The organism is Nocardia sp. CA-151230, from assembly GCF_050942175.1.
Lineage (GTDB): Bacteria > Actinomycetota > Actinomycetes > Mycobacteriales > Mycobacteriaceae > Nocardia.
This window is the reverse complement of sequence record NZ_CP192061.1, coordinates 1227315-1250703: the sequence shown is the minus strand read 5'-3', so window position 1 is coordinate 1250703 and position 23389 is coordinate 1227315. Positions and strand designations below refer to the sequence as shown.

General features: G+C 68.7%; 24 protein-coding genes. 3 read left to right on the top strand and 21 right to left on the bottom strand.

The window, feature by feature from the left end; translation table 11 throughout:
• Positions 1 to 88 precede the first annotated feature (88 nt).
• The 4 genes from ACQP1O_RS05460 to ACQP1O_RS05445 all read right to left on the bottom strand — a co-directional run bounded on the left by ACQP1O_RS05460 (position 89) and on the right by ACQP1O_RS05445 (position 3922).
• Positions 89 to 1246, bottom strand: coding sequence for an acyl-CoA dehydrogenase (locus ACQP1O_RS05460; RefSeq protein WP_433564787.1), 1158 nt, complete (start codon positions 1244 to 1246; stop codon positions 89 to 91).
• Positions 1247 to 1406: 160 nt separating this feature from the next.
• Positions 1407 to 2111, bottom strand: a complete 705-nt coding sequence (locus ACQP1O_RS05455; RefSeq protein ID WP_433564786.1) for a TetR family transcriptional regulator — start codon at positions 2109 to 2111, stop codon at positions 1407 to 1409.
• A 91-nt stretch (positions 2112 to 2202) separates the two neighbouring features.
• On the bottom strand, positions 2203 to 2706 hold the full coding sequence (gene purE, locus ACQP1O_RS05450) for a 5-(carboxyamino)imidazole ribonucleotide mutase (RefSeq protein ID WP_433564785.1): 504 nt from the start codon (positions 2704 to 2706) through the stop codon (positions 2203 to 2205).
• Positions 2699 to 3922 (bottom strand): 5-(carboxyamino)imidazole ribonucleotide synthase, encoded by a 1224-nt coding sequence (locus tag ACQP1O_RS05445; RefSeq protein ID WP_433564784.1) that lies wholly within the window; start codon positions 3920 to 3922, stop codon positions 2699 to 2701. The genes purE and ACQP1O_RS05445 overlap by 8 nt, the downstream gene beginning before the upstream one ends.
• Positions 3923 to 4020: 98 nt before the next feature.
• On the opposite strand from ACQP1O_RS05445, the gene ACQP1O_RS05440 reads away from it, so the two are divergent.
• Positions 4021 to 4593 (top strand): GtrA family protein, encoded by a 573-nt coding sequence (locus ACQP1O_RS05440; protein ID WP_433564783.1) that lies wholly within the window; start codon positions 4021 to 4023, stop codon positions 4591 to 4593.
• On the opposite strand, the gene ACQP1O_RS05435 is transcribed toward ACQP1O_RS05440, so the two are convergent.
• From ACQP1O_RS05435 to ACQP1O_RS05410, 6 genes are all read right to left on the bottom strand, one after another.
• Complete coding sequence (locus tag ACQP1O_RS05435; RefSeq protein ID WP_433564782.1) at positions 4556 to 5881, bottom strand: ATP-binding protein; 1326 nt, start codon at positions 5879 to 5881, stop codon at positions 4556 to 4558. The genes ACQP1O_RS05440 and ACQP1O_RS05435 overlap by 38 nt on opposite strands.
• The gene (locus tag ACQP1O_RS05430) at positions 5878 to 6570 is read right to left on the bottom strand and encodes a response regulator transcription factor (RefSeq protein WP_433564781.1); all 693 of its coding nucleotides are present in this window, start codon (positions 6568 to 6570) and stop codon (positions 5878 to 5880) included. The genes ACQP1O_RS05435 and ACQP1O_RS05430 overlap by 4 nt, the downstream gene beginning before the upstream one ends.
• 37 nt (positions 6571 to 6607) lie before the next feature.
• The gene (locus ACQP1O_RS05425) at positions 6608 to 6988 is read right to left on the bottom strand and encodes a hypothetical protein (protein WP_433564780.1); all 381 of its coding nucleotides are present in this window, start codon (positions 6986 to 6988) and stop codon (positions 6608 to 6610) included.
• A gap of 112 nt (positions 6989 to 7100) precedes the next feature.
• On the bottom strand, positions 7101 to 8411 hold the full coding sequence (locus ACQP1O_RS05420; RefSeq protein ID WP_433564779.1) for a sensor histidine kinase: 1311 nt from the start codon (positions 8409 to 8411) through the stop codon (positions 7101 to 7103).
• 82 nt (positions 8412 to 8493) lie between these two features.
• Positions 8494 to 9171 (bottom strand): response regulator transcription factor, encoded by a 678-nt coding sequence (locus tag ACQP1O_RS05415; protein ID WP_354830111.1) that lies wholly within the window; start codon positions 9169 to 9171, stop codon positions 8494 to 8496.
• 9 nt (positions 9172 to 9180) lie between these two features.
• On the bottom strand, positions 9181 to 9726 hold the full coding sequence (locus ACQP1O_RS05410; RefSeq protein ID WP_433564778.1) for a PH domain-containing protein: 546 nt from the start codon (positions 9724 to 9726) through the stop codon (positions 9181 to 9183).
• Positions 9727 to 9993: 267 nt separating this feature from the next.
• On the opposite strand from ACQP1O_RS05410, the gene ACQP1O_RS05405 reads away from it, so the two are divergent.
• On the top strand, positions 9994 to 11424 hold the full coding sequence (locus ACQP1O_RS05405; protein ID WP_433564777.1) for a serine/threonine-protein kinase: 1431 nt from the start codon (positions 9994 to 9996) through the stop codon (positions 11422 to 11424).
• 60 nt (positions 11425 to 11484) lie between these two features.
• On the opposite strand, the gene ACQP1O_RS05400 is transcribed toward ACQP1O_RS05405, so the two are convergent.
• The 6 genes from ACQP1O_RS05400 to ACQP1O_RS05375 all read right to left on the bottom strand — a co-directional run bounded on the left by ACQP1O_RS05400 (position 11485) and on the right by ACQP1O_RS05375 (position 16714).
• Positions 11485 to 12285 (bottom strand): biotin--[acetyl-CoA-carboxylase] ligase, encoded by an 801-nt coding sequence (locus ACQP1O_RS05400; RefSeq protein WP_433564776.1) that lies wholly within the window; start codon positions 12283 to 12285, stop codon positions 11485 to 11487.
• Positions 12286 to 12372: 87 nt separating this feature from the next.
• Positions 12373 to 12705, bottom strand: coding sequence for a hypothetical protein (locus tag ACQP1O_RS05395; protein ID WP_433564775.1), 333 nt, complete (start codon positions 12703 to 12705; stop codon positions 12373 to 12375).
• Positions 12706 to 12959: 254 nt separating this feature from the next.
• Positions 12960 to 13304 (bottom strand): hypothetical protein, encoded by a 345-nt coding sequence (locus ACQP1O_RS05390; RefSeq protein WP_433564774.1) that lies wholly within the window; start codon positions 13302 to 13304, stop codon positions 12960 to 12962.
• On the bottom strand, positions 13304 to 13729 hold the full coding sequence (locus ACQP1O_RS05385; protein WP_433564773.1) for a DUF1707 SHOCT-like domain-containing protein: 426 nt from the start codon (positions 13727 to 13729) through the stop codon (positions 13304 to 13306). Before ACQP1O_RS05385 ends, ACQP1O_RS05390 begins: the two co-directional genes overlap by 1 nt.
• A 90-nt stretch (positions 13730 to 13819) precedes the next feature.
• Positions 13820 to 15613: an acetyl/propionyl/methylcrotonyl-CoA carboxylase subunit alpha gene (locus ACQP1O_RS05380; protein ID WP_433564772.1), complete on the bottom strand. Its 1794-nt coding sequence runs from the start codon at positions 15611 to 15613 to the stop codon at positions 13820 to 13822.
• Positions 15614 to 15814: 201 nt separating this feature from the next.
• Positions 15815 to 16714, bottom strand: coding sequence for a sulfurtransferase (locus tag ACQP1O_RS05375; protein WP_433564771.1), 900 nt, complete (start codon positions 16712 to 16714; stop codon positions 15815 to 15817).
• 285 nt (positions 16715 to 16999) lie between these two features.
• Between ACQP1O_RS05375 and ACQP1O_RS05370 the strand changes: the two genes are divergently transcribed.
• Positions 17000 to 17683, top strand: a complete 684-nt coding sequence (locus ACQP1O_RS05370) for a helix-turn-helix transcriptional regulator (RefSeq protein ID WP_433564770.1) — start codon at positions 17000 to 17002, stop codon at positions 17681 to 17683.
• Here ACQP1O_RS05370 and ACQP1O_RS05365 read toward each other — a convergent pair.
• The 5 genes from ACQP1O_RS05365 to lat all read right to left on the bottom strand — a co-directional run bounded on the left by ACQP1O_RS05365 (position 17627) and on the right by lat (position 23383).
• Positions 17627 to 18268, bottom strand: a complete 642-nt coding sequence (locus tag ACQP1O_RS05365) for a Maf family protein (RefSeq protein ID WP_433564769.1) — start codon at positions 18266 to 18268, stop codon at positions 17627 to 17629. The two genes, ACQP1O_RS05370 and ACQP1O_RS05365, sit on opposite strands and share 57 nt — an antisense overlap.
• A gap of 6 nt (positions 18269 to 18274) precedes the next feature.
• Positions 18275 to 18592, bottom strand: a complete 318-nt coding sequence (locus ACQP1O_RS05360; RefSeq protein ID WP_433567587.1) for an acyl-CoA carboxylase subunit epsilon — start codon at positions 18590 to 18592, stop codon at positions 18275 to 18277.
• A 212-nt stretch (positions 18593 to 18804) separates the two neighbouring features.
• Complete coding sequence (locus ACQP1O_RS05355) at positions 18805 to 20442, bottom strand: acyl-CoA carboxylase subunit beta (RefSeq protein WP_354830132.1); 1638 nt, start codon at positions 20440 to 20442, stop codon at positions 18805 to 18807.
• A 247-nt stretch (positions 20443 to 20689) separates the two neighbouring features.
• Complete coding sequence (locus tag ACQP1O_RS05350) at positions 20690 to 21868, bottom strand: beta-propeller fold lactonase family protein (protein ID WP_433564768.1); 1179 nt, start codon at positions 21866 to 21868, stop codon at positions 20690 to 20692.
• Between the two features lie 174 nt (positions 21869 to 22042).
• On the bottom strand, positions 22043 to 23383 hold the full coding sequence (lat, locus tag ACQP1O_RS05345) for an L-lysine 6-transaminase (RefSeq protein ID WP_433564767.1): 1341 nt from the start codon (positions 23381 to 23383) through the stop codon (positions 22043 to 22045).
• Between the last annotated feature and the right edge of the window lie 6 nt (positions 23384 to 23389).

The window sequence follows — 23389 nt, the reverse complement described above, 5'->3', positions numbered from 1 at the left end:
CACTCCCTCATCCGGGCCGAACGCAACGGAGGCGGCCCCGAGCTCAGCTCGGAGCCGCCTCCCGCGTCTGTGCCGGATCGGAGAGCGATCAGCGCAGGATCTGGCGCGACATGACGACGCGCTGGATCTGGTTGGTGCCCTCGTAGATCTGGGTGATCTTGGCGTCGCGCATCATGCGCTCCACCGGGAAGTCGGTGGTGTAGCCGGCGCCGCCGAAGAGCTGGACGGCGTTGGTGGTGACCTCCATGGCCACATCCGAGGCGAAGCACTTGGCGGCCGCGGAGATGAAGCCGAGGTTCTTCTCGCCACGCTCGGCGCGGGCGGCCGAGGTGTAGACCATGAGGCGGGCGGCCTCGATCTTCATGGCCATGTCGGCCAGCATGAACTGGGTGTTCTGGAAGTCGGCGATGGCCTTGCCGAACTGCTTGCGGTCCTTGGTGTAGGCGATCGCGGCGTCCAGGGCGCCCTGGGCGATGCCGACGGCCTGCGCGCCGATGGTCGGGCGGGTGTGGTCCAGGGTCTGCAGGGCGGTCTTGAAACCGGTGCCGGGCTCGCCGACGATACGGTCGCCGGGGACCTTGCAGTTCTCGAAGTACAGCTCGGCGGTCGGGGAACCCTTGATGCCCAGCTTGTGCTCCAGCGGGCCGACCACGAAGCCCTCGTCGTCCTTGTGGACCATGAACGAGGAGATGCCGTTGGCGCCCTTGTCGGCGTCGGTGACGGCCATGACGGTGTACCAGTCGGACCGGCCGCCGTTGGTGATCCAGCACTTGGAGCCGTTGATGATCCAGCCGTCGCCGTCCTGACGCGCGCGGGTGCGCATGGAGGCGGCGTCGGAGCCGGCCTCACGCTCGGACAGGGCGTAGGAGGCCATCTTGCCCGCGACGATGTCGGACAGCACCTTGTGCTTGAGCTCCTCGGAACCGTTCAGGATCAGGCCCATGGTGCCCAGCTTGTTGACGGCCGGGATGAGCGAGGAGGAGCCGCAGACGCGGGCGACCTCTTCGATCACGATGCAGGTCGCGACCGAGTCCGCGCCCTGGCCGCCGTAGGTCTCCGGCACGTGCACGGCATTGAAGCCGGCCGCGTTGAGCGCGGTCAGCGCCTCCTCGGGGAAGCGGGCGTTGCCGTCCACGTCCTTCGCGTGGGGGGCGATCTCCTTCTCGGACAGGCCGCGGATGGCCTCGCGCAGCTCGTGGTGGAAGTCCTCGAGCTGGAACAGATTGAAATCGGGGTTGCCCGCCATGGGGTTGTCTCCTGGTCGTCGGGGGATCGCCGCTGGTGGCCCAGCATCGCGGCACTCAGTGCCAGTCGAAGTTGAGTATACGCCGCGATATCGCAGTTACGTGCGGGTACTTGTGCACCAATCTGTGGCACGCAGTGTCATTTGCGCCACTGTGGGCATCTCACGGCGTATCGAGGCGACGAGCCAGCAGGTCCGCGACCTGACGTGGCGAGAGATCACGGGGAAACACCGCCACAACCATCTCGCCCGAGGCCGACGCGGGCCCGCGTCCCCCGCGTGGAATCGCCGCCAGCGCCGCCCGCAGATCCGCCGGGCTCGCCGCCGACTCACCCCGGACCATCCGCCGCAGCAGATAGTTGTGGGTAGCCGTCACCGCGGCCGTGAACTGCACCAGCTCCAGATCCGCGGTCCCCTGCAATCGCCCGCGCAGATAATCGGTGAACAGCCGCTCGTACCGGAATACCGTCACGATCTCCCGCTCGCGCAGCGTCGGCACCTGCCGCACCACCCGGTAGCGCCGGGCCGCGATCTCCCGCCACTGCGTGAACCGCTCGAACACCTCGACCACGGCCTCGCACACGGCATCCCACGGATCCCCCTGCGCCGCCTCCGACGGTGTGCTCTCCAAGAATGCCCGCGCCTGTGCCAGCTGCGACTCGTGATCGGCGAAGACCACATCCTCCTTGGACCGGAACTGCCGGAAGAAGGTCCGCCGCGAAATCCCCGCCGCCTCCGCGATCTCATCGACCGTCGTTGCCTCGTAACCCTTTTCGGCGAAGAGCCGGAGCGCCTGATCCACCACGGTGAGACGGCGCTGGGTCGAATCCGCGTCGGCGCGCGGCCGTGCGGGCTGGTCGGTAGGCATCCGCCAACCGTAGCGACCCGGGCGGGCCGTTCCACACGCCACGGTCGACGGCGCGCGGAACGGTGACGTCAGCTCGGGAGAAGGTGAGGTGTCAGCCCAGCAGTTTGGTCCGCAGCGCCTCGTCCTTCTCCAGGACCAGCTCTTCCAGGCTCGCCTGGAAACGTTCCATGCGGGAACGCAATTCGGGGTCCGCGGTGGCGAGGATGCGGACCGCGAGCAGGCCCGCGTTGCGGGCGCCGCCGATGGAGACCGTGGCGACCGGGACGCCGGCGGGCATCTGGACGATCGACAGCAGGGAGTCCATGCCGTCCAGGTACTTCAGCGGCACGGGAACGCCGATGACCGGGAGCGGGGTGGCGGAGGCGACCATGCCGGGCAGGTGGGCCGCGCCGCCCGCGCCCGCGATGATCACCTTGACGCCGCGATCGGCAGCATTCTTGGCGTAGTCGAGCATGCGCTGCGGGGTGCGGTGCGCGGAGACCACGCCGACCTCGAAGCGAATGCCGAACTCGGCCAGGGCTTCCGCGGCCGCCTCCATGGTGGGCCAGTCGGAGTCCGACCCCATGATGAGGCCAACCTGTGCGGTGTCAGTCATGGTGCGGATCCCATCCGTCGGTCCAGATCGCGTGCGACATCCAGTGCGCCGCCCGCTCGGCTTTCTCCCGGGTCTCGGCCACGTCGTCGCCGAGGATATTGATGTGGCCGATCTTGCGGTCGGGGCGTTCGCCCTTGCCGTAGAGGTGCACCTTGGCCTCGGGGATCCGGGCCGAAAGATGGTGCAGCCGTTCGTCCATGGACATCTCGGGGGCTTGCGGCGCGCCCAGGATATTGGCCATGACGGTGACCGGGGCCAGCGGCCTGGTGCTGCCCAGCGGGTAGTCCAGGACCGCGCGCAGGTGCTGCTCGAACTGGCCGGTGCAGGCGCCGTCCATGCCCCAGTGGCCGGAGTTGTGCGGGCGCATGGCCAGCTCGTTGACCAACAGCTCGCCGGCGTGGGTCTCGAACAGCTCCACGGCCATGGCGCCGGTCACGCCGAGCTCGGCGGCCAGACGGAGGGCGAGCGCCTCGGCCTCGGTGGCCCGGGCCTCGTTCAGGTCCTGCGCGGGCGCGATGACCACCGCGCACTGGCCGTTGCGCTGCACGGTCTCCACCACCGGCCAGGCGGCGGCCTGCCCGAACGGGGAGCGCGCCACCATGGCCGACAGCTCCCGCTTCAGGTCCACCTTGGCCTCGGCCATCAGCGAGACCCCGTGGGCCAGCTGGTCTTCGATGATCGGGGCGGCCTCGGCGGCGTCGGCGGGCATCCACACCCCGCGGCCGTCGTAGCCGCCGCGCACCGCCTTGAGCACGAAGGGCCAGCCGTGCTCGTCGGCGAAGGTCACCGCGTCGGCGACCGAGGTCACCTCGGTGTAGGCCGGGATCGGCACGCCCAGCTCGGCCAGCTTGCGCCGCATCCGGAGCTTGTCCTGGGCGTAGATCAGCGCCTGCGGCGGCGGCTGCACGTTCACACCCTCGGCGATGAGCGCCTCCAGGTGCGCGGTCGGCACGTGCTCGTGATCGAAGGTCAGCGCATAGGAGCCGACGGCGGCCTTGCGCAGCGCGGCCAGATCGTCGTGGCTGCCGAGGACCACGTCCGGCGTCACCTGGGCGGCCGGGTCGTCGGGGCGCTCGGCGAGCACGCGCAGCCGCTGGCCCAGCGCGATGGCCGCCTGATGGGTCATGCGCGCGAGCTGGCCACCGCCGATCATGGTGACGGTGGGCATCGCGGAGGAATCGAAGGAACGGGCGCTCACGCTGCACCATGTTGTCATGACACCCACCGGCTACTGACCCGCGGGTCGCATGACAGGTATCTGCCCCCATTTGTACCGGCCGGACAGCGCATGGACCAGAGACGTAGACTCGCTCCGTGTCATTTGTCGACAAAGTGGTCAACCGCCTGCCCACACCCCTGCGGGCCCTCGCGGACCGCCATTACGAACTACTCAAGTTCGCGATAGTCGGTGCGACCACGTTCGTCATCGACCTGGGCATTTTCTACGTCCTCAAATGGACGATCATGGACACCAAGCCGACCGTGGCCCGCATCATGTCGGGCACCATCGCGGTCATCGTGTCCTACATCCTCAACCGGGAATGGACCTTCGACAAGCGCGGTGGGCGCGAGAAGCACCACGAAGCGCTGCTGTTCTTCCTGGTCAGCGGAATCGGCGTCGGACTCGCCGCGCTGCCGCTGTGGGTGTCGAGCTACGTCTTCGACCTCCGGCAGCCCAATGTCAGTTTCACCGTCGAGAACATCGCCGACTTCTTCAGCGCCTTCATCATCGGCAACCTGCTGCAAATGGCATTCCGATTCTGGGCCATGAAGCGGTGGGTGTTCCCCGACGAAATGCAGGAACTGCAAACCGAATTCGAGGACCTCGTCAACGAGAACGAAGATCTCGTCACCGAGAACGAGGAGCAGCAGCTGGGTCACAGCTGAGGGTGACGGTCAGGCGGACGCCGCCTGCCGGACTTTCCCCGATGGTCGCGGTGCCGCCGTGTAGGCGGGATTGCTGCGCGACCAGGGCCAGACCCAGACCGCTGCCCGGCGTCGTGCTCGCCCGGTAGAACCGTTCGAAGACGCGCTCCCGATCCGGTGCCGGGATGCCGCGACCGTCGTCGTCGACGGTGAGGACGACGTGATCGCCGTCGCGCCGCGTCGCGATCTCGATGCGCTGCGCCCCGCCGTGCCGGACAGCATTGGTCACCGCGTTGTCGACGATCGAACGCAGCCCCGCGGCCAGCCCGCGCAGCACGATGGGCTCCACCGCCTCGGTGTCGATGAGCACGCCGGGATTCGAGCGCCGCGCGTCATCCACCACCTGATCGATGAGCTGTCCGAGCTCCAGATCCTCCCGATCGGATTCGGTGGCCAGATCGTCCGCCGCCAGCCGTTCCAGGGCCTGCAGGGTGGCCTCGACCGAACTCTGCGCACCGAGGATCTCGTCGAGAATCTCCGCGCGCTCGGCTTCCGACAGCGGCATGGACCGCAGCACCTGCAGATCGGTGCGCATGGCCGTCAGGGGCGTCCGCAGCTCATGCGCGGCGGTCGCGGCGAAATCGCGTGCCGTGACCAGTGCTTCGTCGGTGTGCCGGCGCTCGGTCGCGATGCGCCCCAGCATGGTGTTCATGGCCTCGGCCAATTCCGTCGTCTCGCTGGCCACCGGATGACGCGGGGTCTGCAGGGCGAGCCCCTCCCCCAGCCCGGCCGTCGCCGCGGTCAGCCGCCGCAGCGGGACCACCGCCCGATGCGCGAAATACCAGCCCAGCACCGCCGCCAGCAGCACCGCGGCCAGTCCGATGAGCACGATCCGGATCCGCTGCTGCGCAGCCGAATCCGAGGCCACGCCGGTCGGCACGGTCACCGCCACCGGATGACCGTCGAGCGCCACCGTGCGCGAGTACTCCGCCTCCGGACTGCCCGGCTCGCCGCGCACGATGAGGACCCCGGGTTTCGTGACGGCCGGCAGGGCCGGCTCGGGAGCATCCCCTCCGCCGGGCACGGGGAGACTCGGCAGCACGGGTTCCGGCAGCGACCGGCCGGGCTGTAGTGGGGCGGGGGCGAGCGCGATCGCGCTGACCACCCGGCCGACCTGATTCGCCGCGTCGTTCGGCGCGAACGCGAACAGCACCACCGACATGGCGGCGACCACCACCGCGGCCGTCGCGGCGCTCGCCAGCGCGACCCGGGCGCGCAGCGACACCGGCCGGCGCGGCAGCCTTGTCACGGCTCGGTCCGCAGGACGAAGCCGACACCGCGGACGGTGTGCACGAGCCGTGGGGATCCGGCGGCCTCGATCTTGCGGCGGAGATAGGAGACGAACACATCGACCACCTTGGTCTGGGTTTCGAAGTCGTAGCCCCAGACCCGGTCGAGGAGCTGGGCGCGGGAGAAGACCTGCCCCGGCGCCGAGGCCAGCGCGGCGAGCAGATCGAATTCGCGTTTGGTGAGGTCGAGGGGCGTGCCGTCGACCCATGCGCGCCGGGCGCCGGGTGCGATGGTCAGCGGGCCCACGGCGATGTGATCGTCGGTGACGTGGGCCGGGGCGGGCGCACGGCGCAGCATGGCGCGCAGCCGGGCCACCAGTTCGCCCAGGTCGAAGGGCTTGGTGAGGTAGTCGTCGGCCCCGGCCTCCAGCGCGTCGATGCGATCGGTGACCTCCGCGCGGGCGCTGAGCACGCAGATCGGGATGTCGTTGCCCAGCGAGCGCAGTGCCGTGACGACCTGCACGCCATCCAGATTCGGCATGTTCAGGTCGAGCAGCATGGCCTGCGGGGCGTACGCGGCGATCTGGCGGAGCGCGGCGGCCCCGTCTGCCGCGGTTTCGACGTCGAAACCCGACATCCGGAGCCCCCGAGCCACCGAGGACAGCACCCTGACATCGTCGTCCACAATCAGAATCCGGGGACCCGTCACAAGGTCAGACGATACTGACGCGAGCTGAGAGCGGAGCTCAGCGAGCCGGGTTCACCACGATCGTCTGCGACGGTTTGCCGGGCACGATCGCCACGCCGGGGTCGCCCGGCTGCACGGTCAGCACGCCGGGCGCCGGCAGGCCCGGCCGCAACGGGAGTGCCGGCACGGCGTCCGGGCCGGGCGGCACACCCGGCTCGGCCTGGCGCACAGTGACATTGCCGTCGCGGTCCTTGATGATCAGCACGCCCGGGCCGGTGGGAGCGGCCGGGGCGGCGGGCTCGTTGCTGCCCGTATCCGCCAGTCCCGCAATCGAATCCGGCGTCGCGGCCTGCGCCACCGCTGGCAGTGCGAGCGCCCCGAGGGCGGCGGTCCCGAGGACCGCGGCGGTCGCGGTGCGGCGGACGGTGAAGGTCGGCATGGCGTCTCCTGTTCTCTCACCGGCGATGGCCGCCGGTTCCGGTTGACGAATCCGAAGGTAGGAAGCGGATTCTCAGGTCCGGCTAACGAACGGTTAGAGAACGGATAGAAGATCAGCGCGGCTCGGTGCCGACCGCGATCGGCCGCGACGCCACCCCCGAGGAGCCGAGGAACACCGCGAACAGGGCGGGGCGGCGGCGCTGAAGTTCCAGTCGCCCGCCGTCGGCTTCGATCAGCGCGCGGGCCAGGGCCAGCCCGACGCCGGTGGAGCCCGCCGCCGAGAAGCCGCGGTCGAAGATGTGCGGCGCCAGCTCATCTCGCACACCGTCGCCCTCGTCGGCGACCTCGACGACCACCAGTGGCTCGTGATCGTCCATGCGGCCCGTCACCGTGCGCACCGACACCGTGCAGGTGCCGCCGCCGTGCATGAGCGCATTGTCGACCAGCACCGCGAGCGCCTCGCGCAGGCGTGAACCCGTCACGGGCGCTTTGAGAGTCGGGTCACCGAGCAGCACCAGCTTGCGCCCGGCCTCGGCGAAGGGATGCCGCCATTCCGCGACGACACTGCGCAATTCGGCCACCACGGGCAGCGGATCGCGTTCGGCCGCGCCCTCGTCGCGGGAGGCGCGCACCAGTTCGTCGATGGCGTCGGTGAGCCGATCCACCTGTGCCATGGCCTCTTCCGCCTCGTGCACCACCGCCGGGTCGGCGTGCGCGGACAGCTCGTCCAGACGCAGGCGCACGGCGGTGAGCCGGCTGCGCAGCTGATGCGAGACATCGGCGACCAGGGCGTGCTCGCGCTGCAGCCGGCCCGCGATCTCCACCGTGGCCGAATCCAGGACGTCGGACACCCGGTCCAGCTCGGTGATGCCGTGGCGGCGCGGATCGGCGCGGAAGTCGCCCATGGCCAGCCGCGCCGCGCGGGCCGCCACGTCCCGCAGCGGGTCGGCCACCCGGCGCGCGGTCACCACGGCCACCGCGATGCCCGCGCCCAGCGAGATGAGCACCAGGCCCAGCACCGCGCCGAGCGCCTGCCGCTGCATGGAATGCATTGGGGCCGAGGGCACTTCCAGCCGCAGCGAGCCGTCGGTGCCCATGGACCAGGACTCCGACAGCGGATCGCGCACCATGTCCGCGCCGATGTCGACCTTCTTGTTGGGTTCGGTCGGCGTCGGATAGATGATGGTCAGCTTGCCGTTGGCGGGGATCAGCAGCCGCACCGCCTTGGTGTCCAGCTCGCCGTACACCACGCCGTCGCGCTCCTGCCGTGTCACCTCCTCGGAGATGCCGTCCAGCCGGTTGCGCAGTTCGTTGCGATTGATGTCCTCGACCCACTTCCAGGCCGTGAACGCCAGCGGCACACCGAGAACCAGAGTGGTGAGGGTCAAGGCAGCCACCATGGACAGCAGGATCCTGCGTCTCATCGTCGAGATGCCTCGCTTCGCCGGGTTTTCGGGGTTCGGACGCGCGCGGAACAGCACAACAAACGGATTTCGAACTGAGCGGCTAGTCGGTGTTGAACCGGAAGCCTACGCCGCGGACGGTCACGATACGCCGCTCGGCCACCGGCCCCTCGTCGCCGATCTTGCGGCGCAGCCACGACATGTGCATGTCCAGGGTCTTGGAGCCGCGCAGATCGGCGTCACCCCACACCTCGCGCAGGATCATCTCGCGCGAGACCACCTGCCCGGCGCGGTCGATGAGCACCTTCAGCAGTTCGTACTCCTTGTTCGCCAGGTTCACCTCGATGCCGTTCACCAGCACCCGCCGCGCGGCCGGCTCCAGCCGGATGCCGCCCACCTCCACGGCCTCGTCCCCGATTCCGCTGCGGCGCAACAGCGCCCGCACGCGGGCCAGCAGTTCGGCCAGCCGGAACGGCTTGCCCACATAGTCGTCCGCGCCGGCGTCCAGGCCGACCACGAAGTCCACCTCGTCGGTGCGCGCGGTGAGCATGAGCACGGCCAGCTCGGCGCCGCGCGCCCGCACCTGACGGCACACCTCGAGCCCGTCCATACCGGGCAGGCCGAGGTCGAGGATCAGCAGGTCGTGACCACCCTCGAGGGCCCGCTCGAGCACGGCGGGACCGTAGCTCTCCACGGTCACCGAATAGCCTTCACGGCCCAGCGCCCGCGACAGCGGGGCGGCGATGGCCTCGTCGTCTTCGGCCAGCAGTACTGCGGTCACGGCACCAGACTACGGGTACGCCCCGGCGGATCCGTAGAAGCCGCCACCGTTCGGATTGTTCTGCACCACATCGAAGACCTGGTGATAGAGCAGTGCGTGCACCTGCTGCACATGCGGAATGTCGTCGTACTCCAGCGGATCCTCCGACGACGACCCGATGATCAGCGTGCCGGTACCCAGCATGCGATCGAACAACCCGTGGCGGAACTGCACATTCGAGATCCGATTCATCGGAATGTCGATGCCGGTGTGGGTGAGCACGCCCTGCCGGATCAGCACCCGCCGATCGGTCACGATGAAATGCGTCGACTTCCACCGGATCAGCGGAGCGACGCTGCGCCACACCACGATCCCCAGCCACAGCGCCAGAATGCCGAGCAGCAATCCGGTCTGGAGGGTGCCGCCGGTATTGCGCGCCGTCACCCCCGCGGCAAATCCGGCCAAAGCGGTGATCAGAATGAAAGTCACAGCGGGCCAGAACAACATCTTCCAATGCGGATGGCGGTGCAGCAGCAGCACCTCTTCGGGTGCCAACGCCTCCTCCGGATAACCCATACCGAAACCCTATCGCGGCCGGATACCGGAAGGCTGCCCGGCGACCTGCGGGCCGGGCACAATCGCGCGGTTGCCGATACCGTCGGCAGGCACGAGTTGCCCTTCTTACTGGTTGTACCGCGCAAGACCATCCTCGCAGTCGCGGCTGACCGAGGTCGCCAAGATCGCGATGATCACCAATCTGCTCACCGAGTTGCAGACGGTCTCACGACAGAAGAGCGTTGTGTGCGATTGAAATAAATTCGGTTCGCTAAGGTGTCCCCCAGTGTGACGAGAGGAAATCCGTTGGGGGATGGCTACCTGGGCCGATACCGCCTCGACGAACTGCTCGGCAGCGGCGGGTCGGCGGAAGTGTGGCGTGCGCACGACACCGTGGCGGATCGCACCGTCGCGCTCAAAATGCTGGCACCCGTACTGACCGCCGATCCCGAATACCGGCGGCGCTTCGAGCGGGAGGCCCGGGCCGCGGCACTGCTGCACGGACCGCACGTGGTGCCCGTGCACAGCTACGGCGAACTCGAGGGCCGGCTCTACATCGATTCGGAATTCGTGGACGGCCTCGATATCGAGGCCCTGCTCGAATGGGAGGGTCCGATGGCCGCGGAGGCGGCCGTCGACCTCATCTCCCAGGTCGCCTCCGCGCTCGACGACGCCCATGCCGCCGGGCTGATCCACCGGGACGTCAAGCCGCAGAACATCATCGTCGCCCCCGACGACGTCGCCTACCTCATCGACTTCGGCACCGCCCTGCAGGACGGCCAGAGCGCCATCACCCAGACCGGCATGCTGGTCGGCACCCCCGCCTACATGGCGCCGGAGCGCTTCGAGGGCGCCGCCTCACCGAGTTCCGACATCTACTCCCTGGGCTGCGTCCTCTACGAATGCCTCACCGGGCAGCGGCCCTTCCGGGTGCGTAATCCGGCGCAGCTCATGCGGGCCCACCTCGACGTCGCGCCCAAGCCGCCGTCCACCATCGACGCGACCGTTCCGGCCGCTCTCGACGCCGTCGTCCTACGCGCCCTGGCCAAGAAGCCCAGCGAACGGTATTCCACCGCAGGCGAATTCGCGGCCGCCGCCAAGGCCGCCCTCACCGCGCCCGCCGTCCCGGCCGAGCCCGGTCCCGAGGCGCAGGTGACCGTGGCCATCCCCAACCCGGCCGGCACCGAAGCGCGCACCACCGCCGCCCTCCCGCGCCCCGCGCCCGCTGCGGGAATCCCCGGCGGTGTGGACGTGCGCACGGTCGCGCTGTCCAAGGAAGCCGATCTGGGTCTGCCCGCTCGCCACTGGAACCAGCGACGACTGCCGGCCGCCGCGGGCTTCGCGGCCGCCGCCATCGCCATCACGATCGGCGCCGCCTTGTTCACGGGCCGGGCCGCGGAACCGCAGCCCGAGCAGCGCGCCCGGACCTCGGCCGTACCGAACACGAAACTTCCTGTCCAGGCCGCGATTCCACCGACCACCGAGCATACGGTCGAGCCTCCGGAGGACCCCGCGGCCGAATCCGTCACACCAGCGCCGGACGACACGCTGGCCCCCGCCGAACCGCCGACCATCGACGCCCCGGCCGGCCCGCGGCTGCCCGGACTCGAGATCCCCGGTCCCGGTCTTCCCGGTCCCGGCTTCACTCTTCCGGGCTTCCCCGGGCCCGCCGGCGGCAACCACCACGGCGGCCGCCCACGCGGACAGTACAGCCAATAGTCCACGCGCCGAACCTGTCCGGGAGCAGACACGAATCAGGTTGCGGGAAACGCGTTTCTGTCAGTACTCGGCGCGCAGGTGGGTGACATCGCCCGCCGAGACGGCGCGATCACCGATCAGCAGCCTGCCGTATTCGTCGATGCCCGTGGCAATTCCGGTGAGAACCTCCCCGCCGGGCAGCTCCGCGCGGACCTGTGCGCCGAGGGTGGCGCACCGGTCACGGTAGGCCGCGGACAGCTCGGTGATATCCCATCCCGATGCCTCCCAGGCGATGAAACGGTGGGCGAACTCGCGCAGCATCGCCTGCACCAGCACCGTGCGATCGATTTCGGGAACCCCGGCCAGCAGCAGGGACGTGGCGTGCGGGACAGGCAGTTCGGCCTCGGTGAGGGACACGTTCAGTCCGACCCCGACCACCACCGCCGGGTCCGCACCCACGGCAGCGATCTCGGCCAGGATCCCGGCCAGCTTGCGGCCGTCCACCAGCACGTCATTGGGCCACTTGAGCACCGCCTTCACGACGGCCACCGCGCGCACCGCGTCCACCACGGCCACCCCGGTGAGCAGCGGCAGCCAGCCCAGCACGGCGGGATCGATCCCGCGCACCCGCACCAGCAGCGACATGGCGATCTGCGCCCGCGCGGGGCTCACCCACCGCCGGTCGTGGCGGCCGCGGCCGTGTTCCTGCGACTCGGCGATCAGCACCAGCCGATCGGCACTCGAATCCGCGGCCCGCGCAACCAGATCCGCATTGGTCGACCCGGTCGACTCGACCACCTCGACGGCCGAGAAGAAACCCAGCTCGGGCACCTCGGCAACACTCCGGCCCAGCACCTCAACATCCAGCGGCGACCTGTCCATGCACCGCACGCTACTCCCCCGCCCGCATCCACACGGCAACGACAAGGGGCGGGTCCGGATCGGACCCGCCCCTTCTCGCCCGGCGCGCTACCGCGACGCGGACACCGCCTGCAACATGCCCGCGAGGGCCTCGAACAGGCCCGTGAGCACATGCTCGGAAATGTCCTCGCGCGCAAGCTCGGTCGCGTCGGACTCGGCGTCGGCGGCCATGAGTACCGGGGTAGCCGGGCCCGCCACCGGGATGCCCGGGACCGGCATCACCCGGCCCGCACACGGCATCTCCGCGTACTCCGGAGCGGCGGCGTCCCCCGTCGTATCGCCGCCACCCCCGGTGCGGCCGTCGCCGGCGAGCGCGGTGGTGCGCCCGTCGGCGCTCGTGCCGTCGCCGTCCGAGGTCTCACTGAATTCCGAATCGGTCACTGTCGGCTCCGGATCACGGATCCGCCACGCGATGAACGATGCCGCCGCTGCCCGATCTGCTTGGTGTTCACTCCAGCTCCACATAACCGCCTCCCCAGGTCGTCGGTTTCGGATGCGACTCCAGAGTGACCCACGACCGGGCCGAGCACGAACGGTTTTTCGGGTGCGGACGCCATCAAGGCTGGTAGGGGCGGACTTTCACGACGGAGATCCGTGTCCGGACCGGACAGCGGGACGGGTCCGGCGGCTCGGATTCAGGCGTCGACCGGTTCCAGGCCGAGGGCGCCTGCGGTGAATCGGCGAACTGTCACGAGGCCGTCCGCCAGCGCGGCGTCGTATCCCGCACGGGCCCAGCCGGTCACGGTCGCGGTGCCGTCGGCATTGGGCCGCACACCGATCTCGGCGACCATCTCCGCGGTGGTGGGAATGCACACCGCCCACGAGAAGTGGGTCTCCTCGGCCCATTCGGCGCTGCGCCGGGCCACATAGCCGGCCTCGGTGATGCCGGCGTCGGCCAGGGCGGGCCGGTCGTCGATGCGCTCGTCCGCGCGCAGGGCGCGCAGATACCAACTGCCCGCATTGATCTCGATGGGCTCCATCAGTCCTCCGATCCCCGATCCAGTCGCCGCTGCCGCCGGCGATCCCGGTGCTCCCGCCGCTGCCCCGGATTACGGCCGCCGTACAGCACCGCGCCCGCCAGCGGGATCAACAGGAACATCCACCACTGGCGGGTCACGAAGAACAGGATCAGCGCGATGATCGGGACGACCGGCATCACCCGATCGCGCCAGTGCGCACCGAACCGCGACTCCCGTTGCGCCGGAACGCTCTTCTCCGACACCGGCTCCGGCAGATCGGTGAACACCCGCTCGAGGTCACCGCGAGTCAGGGCGGCGGCCACGACCCCGCTGCGCTCGTCGAACTCCGCGACGCTGAGCCGTCCCGCCGCGAAATGATCGGACAGCCGCTTCATCGCGTCCTCACGCTCGGCGGTGCCAATACGGATCTCGGGTGGTTCAGCCATGCCATGACATTAGCGCGAGTGGCCGCCCACCTGCAGGTGAGCGGCCACTCGGCGACTTGCGTTGCGCTACTCGACGCGAATTGTGTTGCGCTACTTGATCTCGGCCAGGACGGTGCCCTGGGTGATGGCGGCGCCCGCCTCCACCGAGAGACCCGTGATCACACCGGCCTTGTGGGCGGTGACCGGGTTCTCCATCTTCATGGCCTCGAGCACCACCACCAGGTCGCCCGCCTCGACGGACTGGCCCTCTTCGACGGCGACCTTGACGACGGTGCCCTGCATCGGGGCGGTCACGGCGTCACCGGAGGCGGCACCGGCGCCCGCGCCACCGCGCTTGCGCGGCTTCGGCTTCTTGCGCACCACACCCACGCCATTGCCGGAAGCGGCCGTGCCGACCGAGAACTGACCCGGCAGCGACACCTCGAGGCGACGGCCGCCGACCTCGACGACCACCTTCTGGCGCGGCGCCTCGTCCTCGTCCTCGATGGGCTGGGCACCGGCGTAGGGCTCGATGTGGTTGTCCCACTCGTTCTCGATCCACTTGGTGTAGACGTCGAACTGGGTGCCGTCACCGACGAACGCCGGGTTCTCGACAATGTGGCGGTGGAACGGGATGACCGTGGCCAGGCCCTCGATCTGGTACTCGTCGAGCGCGCGGGCGGCACGCTGCAGCGCCTGCTCGCGGTTCTCGCCGGTGACGATCAGCTTGGCGAGCATGGAGTCGAACTGGCCGCCGATGACCGAGCCCTCGACCACACCGGAATCGACACGCACACCGGGGCCCGCGGGCTCCTTGTACACGACGACCGGGCCGGGGGCGGGCAGGAAGCCGCGGCCGGCGTCCTCACCGTTGATGCGGAACTCGAAGGAGTGGCCGCGCGGGGTCGGGTCCTCCTTGATGGACAGCTCGTGGCCCTCGGCGATGCGGAACTGCTGGCGCACCAGGTCGATGCCCGCGGTCTCCTCGGTGACCGGGTGCTCGACCTGCAGGCGGGTGTTCACCTCGAGGAACGAGACGGTCTCGCCCTGCACCAGGTACTCCACGGTGCCGGCGCCGTAGTAACCGGCCTCCTTGCAGATCCGCTTGGCGGACTCGTGGATCTTGGAGCGCACCTCGTCGGACAGGAACGGCGCGGGGGCCTCCTCGACGAGCTTCTGGAAGCGGCGCTGCAGCGAGCAGTCGCGAGTGCCGGCGACCACGACATTGCCGTGCTTGTCGGCGATGACCTGCGCCTCGACGTGGCGGGCCTTGTCCAGGTACTGCTCCACGAAGCACTCGCCGCGACCGAAGGCGGCGATGGCCTCGCGGGTGGCGGACTCGAACAGCTCGGGGATCTCCTCGATGGTGTGCGCGACCTTCATGCCGCGACCGCCACCACCGAAGGCGGCCTTGATGGCCACCGGAACGCCGAACTCCTTGGCGAACGCCACGACCTCGTCGGCGTTCTTGACCGGGTCCTTGGTGCCCGCGGCCATCGGCGCGTCGGCACGCTCGGCAATGTGGCGCGCGGTGACCTTGTCACCCAGGTCGCGGATCGACTGCGGCGAGGGGCCGATCCAGATCAGCCCGGCGTCGATCACGGCCTGCGCGAAATCGGCGTTCTCGGAGAGGAAGCCGTAGCCGGGGTGGATGGCGTCCGCGCCGGCCTTGGCGGCGGCGTCGAGGATCTTGTCGAACACCAGGTACGACTCGGCCGAGGTCTGGCCGCCCAGGGCGAAGGCCTCGTCGGCGAGCTTGACGAACGGCGCATCGGCGTCCGGTTCGGCGTATACGGCCACACTGGCGATACCGGCGTCCTTGGCGGCCCGGATCACGCGCACGGCGATCTCGCCTCGGTTGGCTACGAGGACCTTTGTGATCTGCGCGTTGGCATGGTTGGGCACTGAGCCTCCTGTGCTCTGGATACTTTCGTCTGTCGGCAGTGTAGGCATCGTGCCAACAATCACCGAACCGAGGATAGGGCTACCGAAGAGTAAGCCCGAAGAGTGAGCAATGCGACTCTTCGAACGGTCTTTTTTAGAACCTGTTCTACCAGATCCTCCGGGGACACTTCGCCTGTGCATACTCCGGGAGGGGCGCGAGCGTTACGAGCTTGCCACGACCGCGGGCGCCTCGCCGGGTTCTTCGCCGATCACGATGGGCGCACCGACCGCATTGGCCCACTCGGTCCAGGAGCCGTCGTAGTTGCGCACACCGTGCACACCCAGCAGATACGTCAGCACGAACCAGGTCAGCGCGGACCGTTCACCGACCCGCGAGTAGACCAGCGGCGCAACGCCGGTGACCACCGCGCCGTAGATGACATCGAGCTCGGCCCGCGGCCGGAAGCGGGCGTCCGCGCCGACCGAGGAGGTCCACGGAATATTGACCGCGGTGGGAATGTGACCCGCGCGCAGCGCCTGTTCCTCGGGGCGATCGAGAACGACCAGCTCCCCGGTGTACTCGCCGAACCCGCGCGCATCGATGAGCGGGCCGCCGAAGTGCGCGAGCACGTCCTGACGGAACGCGCGGGCGGACTTGTCGTCACGATCGGCCACCGGATAGTCGCCCAGCCCGGCCGCGGGCACCTCGAAGGTGGTGTCGCGGGCCTCGGAGATCCAGGCGTCGCGGCCGCCGTCCAGCAGGCGCACGTCCTCATGTCCGAAGAGGGAGAACACCCACAGGGTGGCGGCCGCGGTGCCATTGGATTTGTCGCCGTAGATGACCACGGTGTCGTCGCGTTCGATGCCCTTGACCCGCATCAGGTTGGCGAAGGCGACGCCGTTGACGACATCGCGGGTGCTGGGATCGATCAGCTCGGTACGCCAGTCGATCTTGATGGCGCCGGGCACATGCCCGATGTCGTATAGCAATATGTCTTCGTTGGACTCGATGATCTTGAGTCCCGGCGTGCCGATGTTTGCCGACAGCCACTCTGTGGTTACTAGTCGGTGAGGATGTGCGTAGGAGCCGAACGAATGATGCGGATCCGGAGCGACGGGCACGTTGTGGTCCTTCACGCGTGGTGGGTTAGATATTGGCGGTTCGAATCTCGACACCGATCGTAGGCATGTGGCGGTTGCGTAACTCGTTTCAGATCACGAATCGGATGATTGAGCGAATTAAGCGCAGCTTCATCCGATAAAGTCTCTCGAGAGGAGGGGTGAGCTATGTCCGATTCTTGGCCGCGACGGCGACTGCTTGCGATCCTACGTGGCGCCAGCGAGCCTCTCGACGCCCAGGAACTGGCGCGCGTCACCGGACAACATGTGACAACAGTGCGTTTTCATTTGGACGTCCTAACCCGGGAATCGCTGGTCCGCCAATTTCAGCAGCCGCCGCGCGGCCGCGGTCGCCCGCGCATCGGCTATACCGCTGTACAGCGATCGGTGGGTTATCAGGAATTGGCGCAGGTGCTGGCCGATCAGCTGGGCAGCGATCCGCGCCGCCGTTCCGACGCCGCCATCGCGGCCGGACGCGCCTGGGGCTCGAAACTGGAAGCGGCGGACCAGCCCGTCGAATCGCTGGAAGACGCCAAGGACCTCACCGTCACGCTGATGTCGGAACTCGGCTTCGCCCCCGAACGCGACCAGGCCGGCGAGACCGACGAGTCGGCCCTGATCCGCATGACCGCCTGCCCGCTACGTGAACTGGCCCGCACCCATTCCGAGGTGGTGTGCGGCGTGCACCTGGGGCTCATGCGAGAAGCACTGGATCGCAACGGAGGTCGCGAGAGCGTGACCGTACGCCTACACCCGTTCGTGGAACCCGAACTGTGTGTGGCACGTCTGGAACTACTGCAGGGGCGTCCCGGCGAGGCCGGGCGCGAGGAGGATCAGGCCGAGTCCGGAGAGCCTCGACTAGCGCCCTCGACCGGCCGTCTCGCACCGCAACTGCGGACAACCACCGAACCGCAGCTACGCGCGGCCACCGACCCACAGCTGCGCAATACCGACGCCTACTTCGGCCAGTAGCCGGCGCACGAGCGGCAGGCCGATACCGATCACACTCGACGGATCACCGTCGATCTTGTCCACGAACCAGCCGCCCAGGCCGTCCAGGGTGAAGGATCCGGCCACCTGCAGCGGCTCCCCCGTCGCGATGTACGCGTCGAGTTCATCGGGTTCGGGTTTGGCGAAATGCACCGTGGTGGAACTACAGTCGGCGGCCTCGGCGGTGACCTCACCGGCACTCAGGCGCAGTACGCAGTGCCCGGTGAGCAGATCGGCGCTCCGCCCGGCCATCTCGGCCCAGCGCGCGCGGGCGACCTCGGGGGTCATGGGCTTGCCCTGGAGTACGCCGTCCACGAGCAGCATCGAATCGCAGCCCACCACAACGGAATCGGCGAAGGCGGGATCGGCCGCCAGCTGACCGGCGATCTCACGTGCCTTGGCGCGGGCCAGTTCGATGACGACACGATCGGGTGCGGTATCCGCGGGCAGCGCCGCGGCCACTGCGTCCTCGTCCACATGGGACACCCGGACGACCGGCTCGACGCCCGCATTGCGCAGGACACCGAGCCGGGCCGGAGATTGAGACGCTAGTACGAAAACGGTCACAGGCCGTCAGTCGCACCGGTGCGACAGCGCCGGGAAAGCGTAGGGCGAGAAGGGCGAAGAGCCACGGTGCAGCAGGGTCGGCACACCCCAGTTGTCGGCCGGACCGGTCTCGGCCGGTGCGGCCGCGGCGCTCGCGGACGCGGCGGCGAACACGGTGACCAGGGCGGCGAGCTCGAGGTCGGTCGGGTTGCCCTTCAGGACCCGGATGACCGGGTCGGTGCTCGACGGTGCGACCTCGGTGACGGCCGTGTCGACGGCGTCCGCCAGTTCATCGACGGTTGCCAGATCCAGTTCGGCGGCGCGCAGTACTTCGTCATCGGCCATGGTCGTCACAGCGCCAGTCCTCCTGTCCGTTCGCCGCAGGGTGTGCGGCGCGCTCGCGGCCCGTGTTTGTCCGGGCCGCAAACGGTATTCGATACAACCCTCGCCAGCGAGGGCCATTCCTGAACATCTTCGCTCGGATGAGGCGATCGTGCGCGGTACGAGACCTTTGTCCCATTCGACAGTGTGCGCCCCACACCGCGCATATCGCACTATCAGAGCGGAATGTTGCCGTGCTTCTTCGGCGGCAGGGACACCATCTTGCGTTCCAGCAGCCGCAGGGCCGACACGATCTGGCCGCGGGTGTGCGAGGGCGGGATGACCGCGTCGACGTAGCCGCGCTCGGCCGCCACGTACGGGTTCACCAGGGTGTCCTCGTACTCGTTCTGCAGCTCCAGGCGCAGCGCGTCGACGTCGTTGCCCTCGGCGGCCGCGGTCTGCAGCTGCTTGCGGTAGACGAAACCGACGGCGCCCGAGGCGCCCATGACGGCGATCTGCGCGGTCGGCCACGCCAGGTTCACGTCGGCGCCCATGTGCTTGGAACCCATGACGTCGTAGGCGCCGCCGTAGGCCTTGCGGGTGATGATTGTGATCTTGCCCACAGTTGCCTCACCGTAGGCGTAGAGCAGCTTGGCACCGCGCCGGATGATGCCGTTGTACTCCTGACCGGTGCCGGGCAGGAAGCCGGGCACGTCGACCAGGGTGATGATCGGGACGTTGAAGGCGTCGCAGGTGCGCACGAAGCGCGCGGCCTTCTCCGAGGCGTCGATGTCGAGGCAGCCCGCGAACTGGGAGGGCTGGTTGGCCACGAAACCGACACTGCGGCCGTCGATCCGGGCGAAGCCGACGATGACGTTCATCGCGCGCTCGGCCTGGACCTCGAGGAACTCCTCGTCGTCCACCAGGCGCTTGATGACCTCGTGCATGTCGTAGGGCTGGTTCGGCGAGTCCGGGACGATGGTGTCCAGCTCGAGGTCGGCCTCGGTGAGGTTCTCCTCGATGGCGCCCGCGGCGGCGGTGGCCGGGAAACGCGGGGCCTCGGCGCGGTTGTTGCTGGGCAGGTAGCTCAGCAGATCGCGGACGTAGTCCAGGGCGTCCTGCTCGCCGGAGGCGACGTAGTGCGCCACACCGGACTTCACCATGTGGGTGTGGGCGCCGCCCAGCTCCTCCATGGTGACCTCTTCACCGGTGACGGTCTTGATGACGTCGGGACCGGTGACGAACATCTGCGAGGTCTGGTCGACCATGACCACGAAGTCGGTCAGCGCGGGCGAGTAGACGTGACCACCGGCGGCCGGACCCATGATCAGCGAGATCTGCGGGATGACACCCGAGGCCTGGATGTTGCGGTGGAAGATCTCACCGTAGAGGCCCAGGGAGACAACGCCTTCCTGGATGCGCGCGCCGGCGCCCTCGTTGATGCCGATCAGCGGGCGGCCGGTCTTGAGCGCCAGGTCCATGACCTTGACGATCTTCTCGCCGTAGACCTCACCGAGGGAACCACCGAAGACGGTGACGTCCTGGGAGAAGATGCAGACGTCGCGGCCGTCGATGGTGCCGTAGCCGGTCACCACGCCGTCGCCCAGCGGACGCTGGTTCTCCAGGCCGAAGTTCACGCTGCGGTGGCGGGCCAGGGCGTCCAGTTCGACGAACGAGCCTTCGTCCAGCAGGGCGAGGATGCGCTCACGCGCGGTCATCTTGCCCTTGGCGTGGACCTTGTCGACCGCGGCCTCACCCATCGGGTGCTTGGCCTCTTCCAGCCGATTGCGCAGGTCAGCCAGCTTGCCGGCGGTGGTGTGGATATCAGGGGCGCCCGCCGACCCCGGCGAAGGCTGCTGCTGGACACTCGTCATGACGGGGAGTGTAACCAGTACCAGACCCCCTTCGTAATCCAGACGGGGCTACTCGCGAGTACGGTTATTGACTACCCGCCAGTAGAAAGTCGCAGGTAGAGGGCTCGATTCGGGCGCGGCACCGGCGCGACTCGAACGCTGTTCAATAGCAGATTCCCCCAGTCATCCCGGCCCGGTTTTGGCCGGGTCCACACACCGCGGGCCGGCGGGATTCCGGCCCGTGCGCGGCCCCGGAAAGCCGAGGGGCTCAACGCATGACGCCGGTGTGGCCGGTCGAGTACCTGCCCGGCTGGGGCCAGATGGTGAGACCGTGCGCGCCGCGGCCGACGGGGATGCGCGCGAGCAGTTTCCACTCGACGATGTCGATGGCATAGACCTCGCTGTTGTTGCGGCCGGAGACCCAGAAGACGCGGCCGTCGGCGGAGAGATTTCCCATATCCGGACTGCCGCCGCCGGGGATCCGCCACTTGCTCGCCAGCTGTCCGGTCGCGAAGTCCAGCACCGAGATGCTGCCTTCCTTGCGATTGGTGATGAGCATCTGCTTGGAGTCGCGGGTGACGTAGAGACCGTGGGTGCCCGCGCCGGTTGCGATGAAGCCGGTGTTGTCGAAGGTCTTGGCGTCGAAGACGTAGATGCCGTTGGCCATCATGTCGGCCACGTAGAAGGTGCGGCCGTCGGGCGCGAGCTTGACGTCCTGCGGCATGCCGGAGCGGCCGTCGGGCAGGTCGATCATGCGCAGCAGGCGCAGGCCCGCGATGTCGACCACGGCCAGGCGCCCGCTGAATTCGCAGCTGACCAGGGCGGTGCGGCCGTCGGCGGTGAAGTCCATGTGGTTGACGCCCGGGCAGTCGGGGACCGCGATGTCGTGCAGCTTCTCCCAGCTGTGCGGGTCGTAGAAGTCCAGGGAGCGGTCGGCCTCGGCGACGACGAGGGCGTACTTGCCGTCGGGGGTGAAGTACATGTTGTACGGATCGCGGACCGGGATGGGGTCGCCCGCCTCGCCGGTGCGGGGGTCGATGGGCAGCAGGCTGCCGCTGCCGATGGGGAGGTCGTTGTTGGCGTAGAGCATCTGCATGTCGTAGGAGGGGACGACGTGCTGGGGTTCACGGCCGCCGGCCGGAAAGGTGTCGATGACCTGGAAGGTGTCCGGGTCGATGACCGTGATGGTGTCGGATTCGCTGTTGGGGACGTAGACGCGGGTGGGCTGGTCGGCCACGGCGGGACTGAGTTCGCGGGTGGCCGCGTAGACATCGTCGGGCGAGAGTGGCGGCGGCATACCGGGTAACAGGTCCGGCGCCACCGCCACACCGGGCGCGGCGGCCGGGGGCGCGGAAGGGCGCGGCACGGTGACCGCGCCACCGCTCGAGCAACCGGCCAGCATTGCGATGGAGATGATCAGACCCAGACGTGCACGGCGCGCGATCACAGGGTGCACCGTGCCATGACGGCATTGCGGTGAGCTGACATGTAGTCGAATATTAGGCGGCGACATGGAGGTTCGCGGCGTGATCACGGGATGTCGCTCCGCGCCACGCGGTTCGGGCAAAAGCGACTATTCAGCAAACACGGGCAACCCGGACCCAACCGGTCGGGTTGCGGCTCAGGCCAATACGCGTTCGAGACCGTCCACGGCCTCGTCCAGCTCCGCCTCGGTTACCGTCAGCGGCGGCCGGAAACGAATGCCACGCTCGCCGGTGCCGAGGATCAGGACGTGCTCCTGCTCGCGCAGCCGATTCACCACCTCGTTGCGCAGCTCCGGGGTTGCCAGGGTGATGGCACACATCAGGCCGCGGCCGCGTGGATCGGTGACTTCCGCATGGGCCGTGGACAATTCGGTCAGCCGGGTGAGCAGCAACAGACCCAGCTCCCGGGCCCGGCCCACCAGATCCTCGTGCTCCATCACCTCGAAAACCCGCCGGGCCCGGACCATGTCGGCCAGATTGCCGCCCCAGGTCGAGTTCAAGCGCGAGCTGACATGGAAGACATTGTCGGGCACCTCGTCCACCCGGCCGCCCGCCATGATGCCGCAGACCTGGGTCTTCTTGCCGAAGGCCACGACATCCGGCTCGAGGCCGAGCTGCTGGTAGGCCCACACGCTGCCGGTCATGCCGACGCCGGTCTGCACCTCGTCGAGGATGAACAGCGCGTCGTGCTCGTGGCACAGCTGCTGCATCGCCCGCAGGAACTCCGGGCGCAGATGCCGGTCGCCGCCCTCCCCCTGAATCGGCTCGGCAATGAAACACGCTATGTCGTCGGGGTTTTCGGCGAAGGCGCGGCGCGCCTGGTCGAGCGCGTGCCGCTCGGCGGCCTCGATGTCGGGATGGTCGGGCCCGACATACGGGGTGTCGATGCGGGGCCAGTCGAACTTGGGGAAGCGCGCGGTCTTGACCGGGTCGGTGTTGGTGAGCGAGAGCGTGTAGCCGGTGCGGCCGTGGAAGGCTCCGGTCAGGTGCAGCACCTTGGTGCCGAGTTCGTCTGGGCGCCCGTGCATTTCGTTGTGGCGCGACTTCCAGTCGAAGGCGGTCTTGAGGGCGTTCTCGACGGCGAGGCCGCCGCCGTCGATGAAGAACAGGTGCGGCAGTAGCGGATCACCGAGCACGCGCACGAAAGTGTCCACGAAGCGCGCCATTTCGACGGTGTACACGTCGGAGTTGCTGGGCTTGTTGAGCGCGGCGGCGCTGAGGCCGGCCAGAAAGGGCTTGTCACCCAGCAGGGCGGGGTGGTTCATGCCCAGCGTCGAGGACGCGAAGAAGCCGAACATGTCCAGGTACGCGGTGCCGTCGCGGGCGTCCACGAGCCGGCGGCCGTGAGACTCGCGCAAGTCCAGTACCAGGTCGAAGCCGTCGGCGAGAATGCTCCCGGCGAGGATCTCATGCACCCGGGCGGGGGTGACAAGGGTGGTTTCGGCGGCCGCCCCGAGCCGATCGAGTTCGAGGGTCACACCATC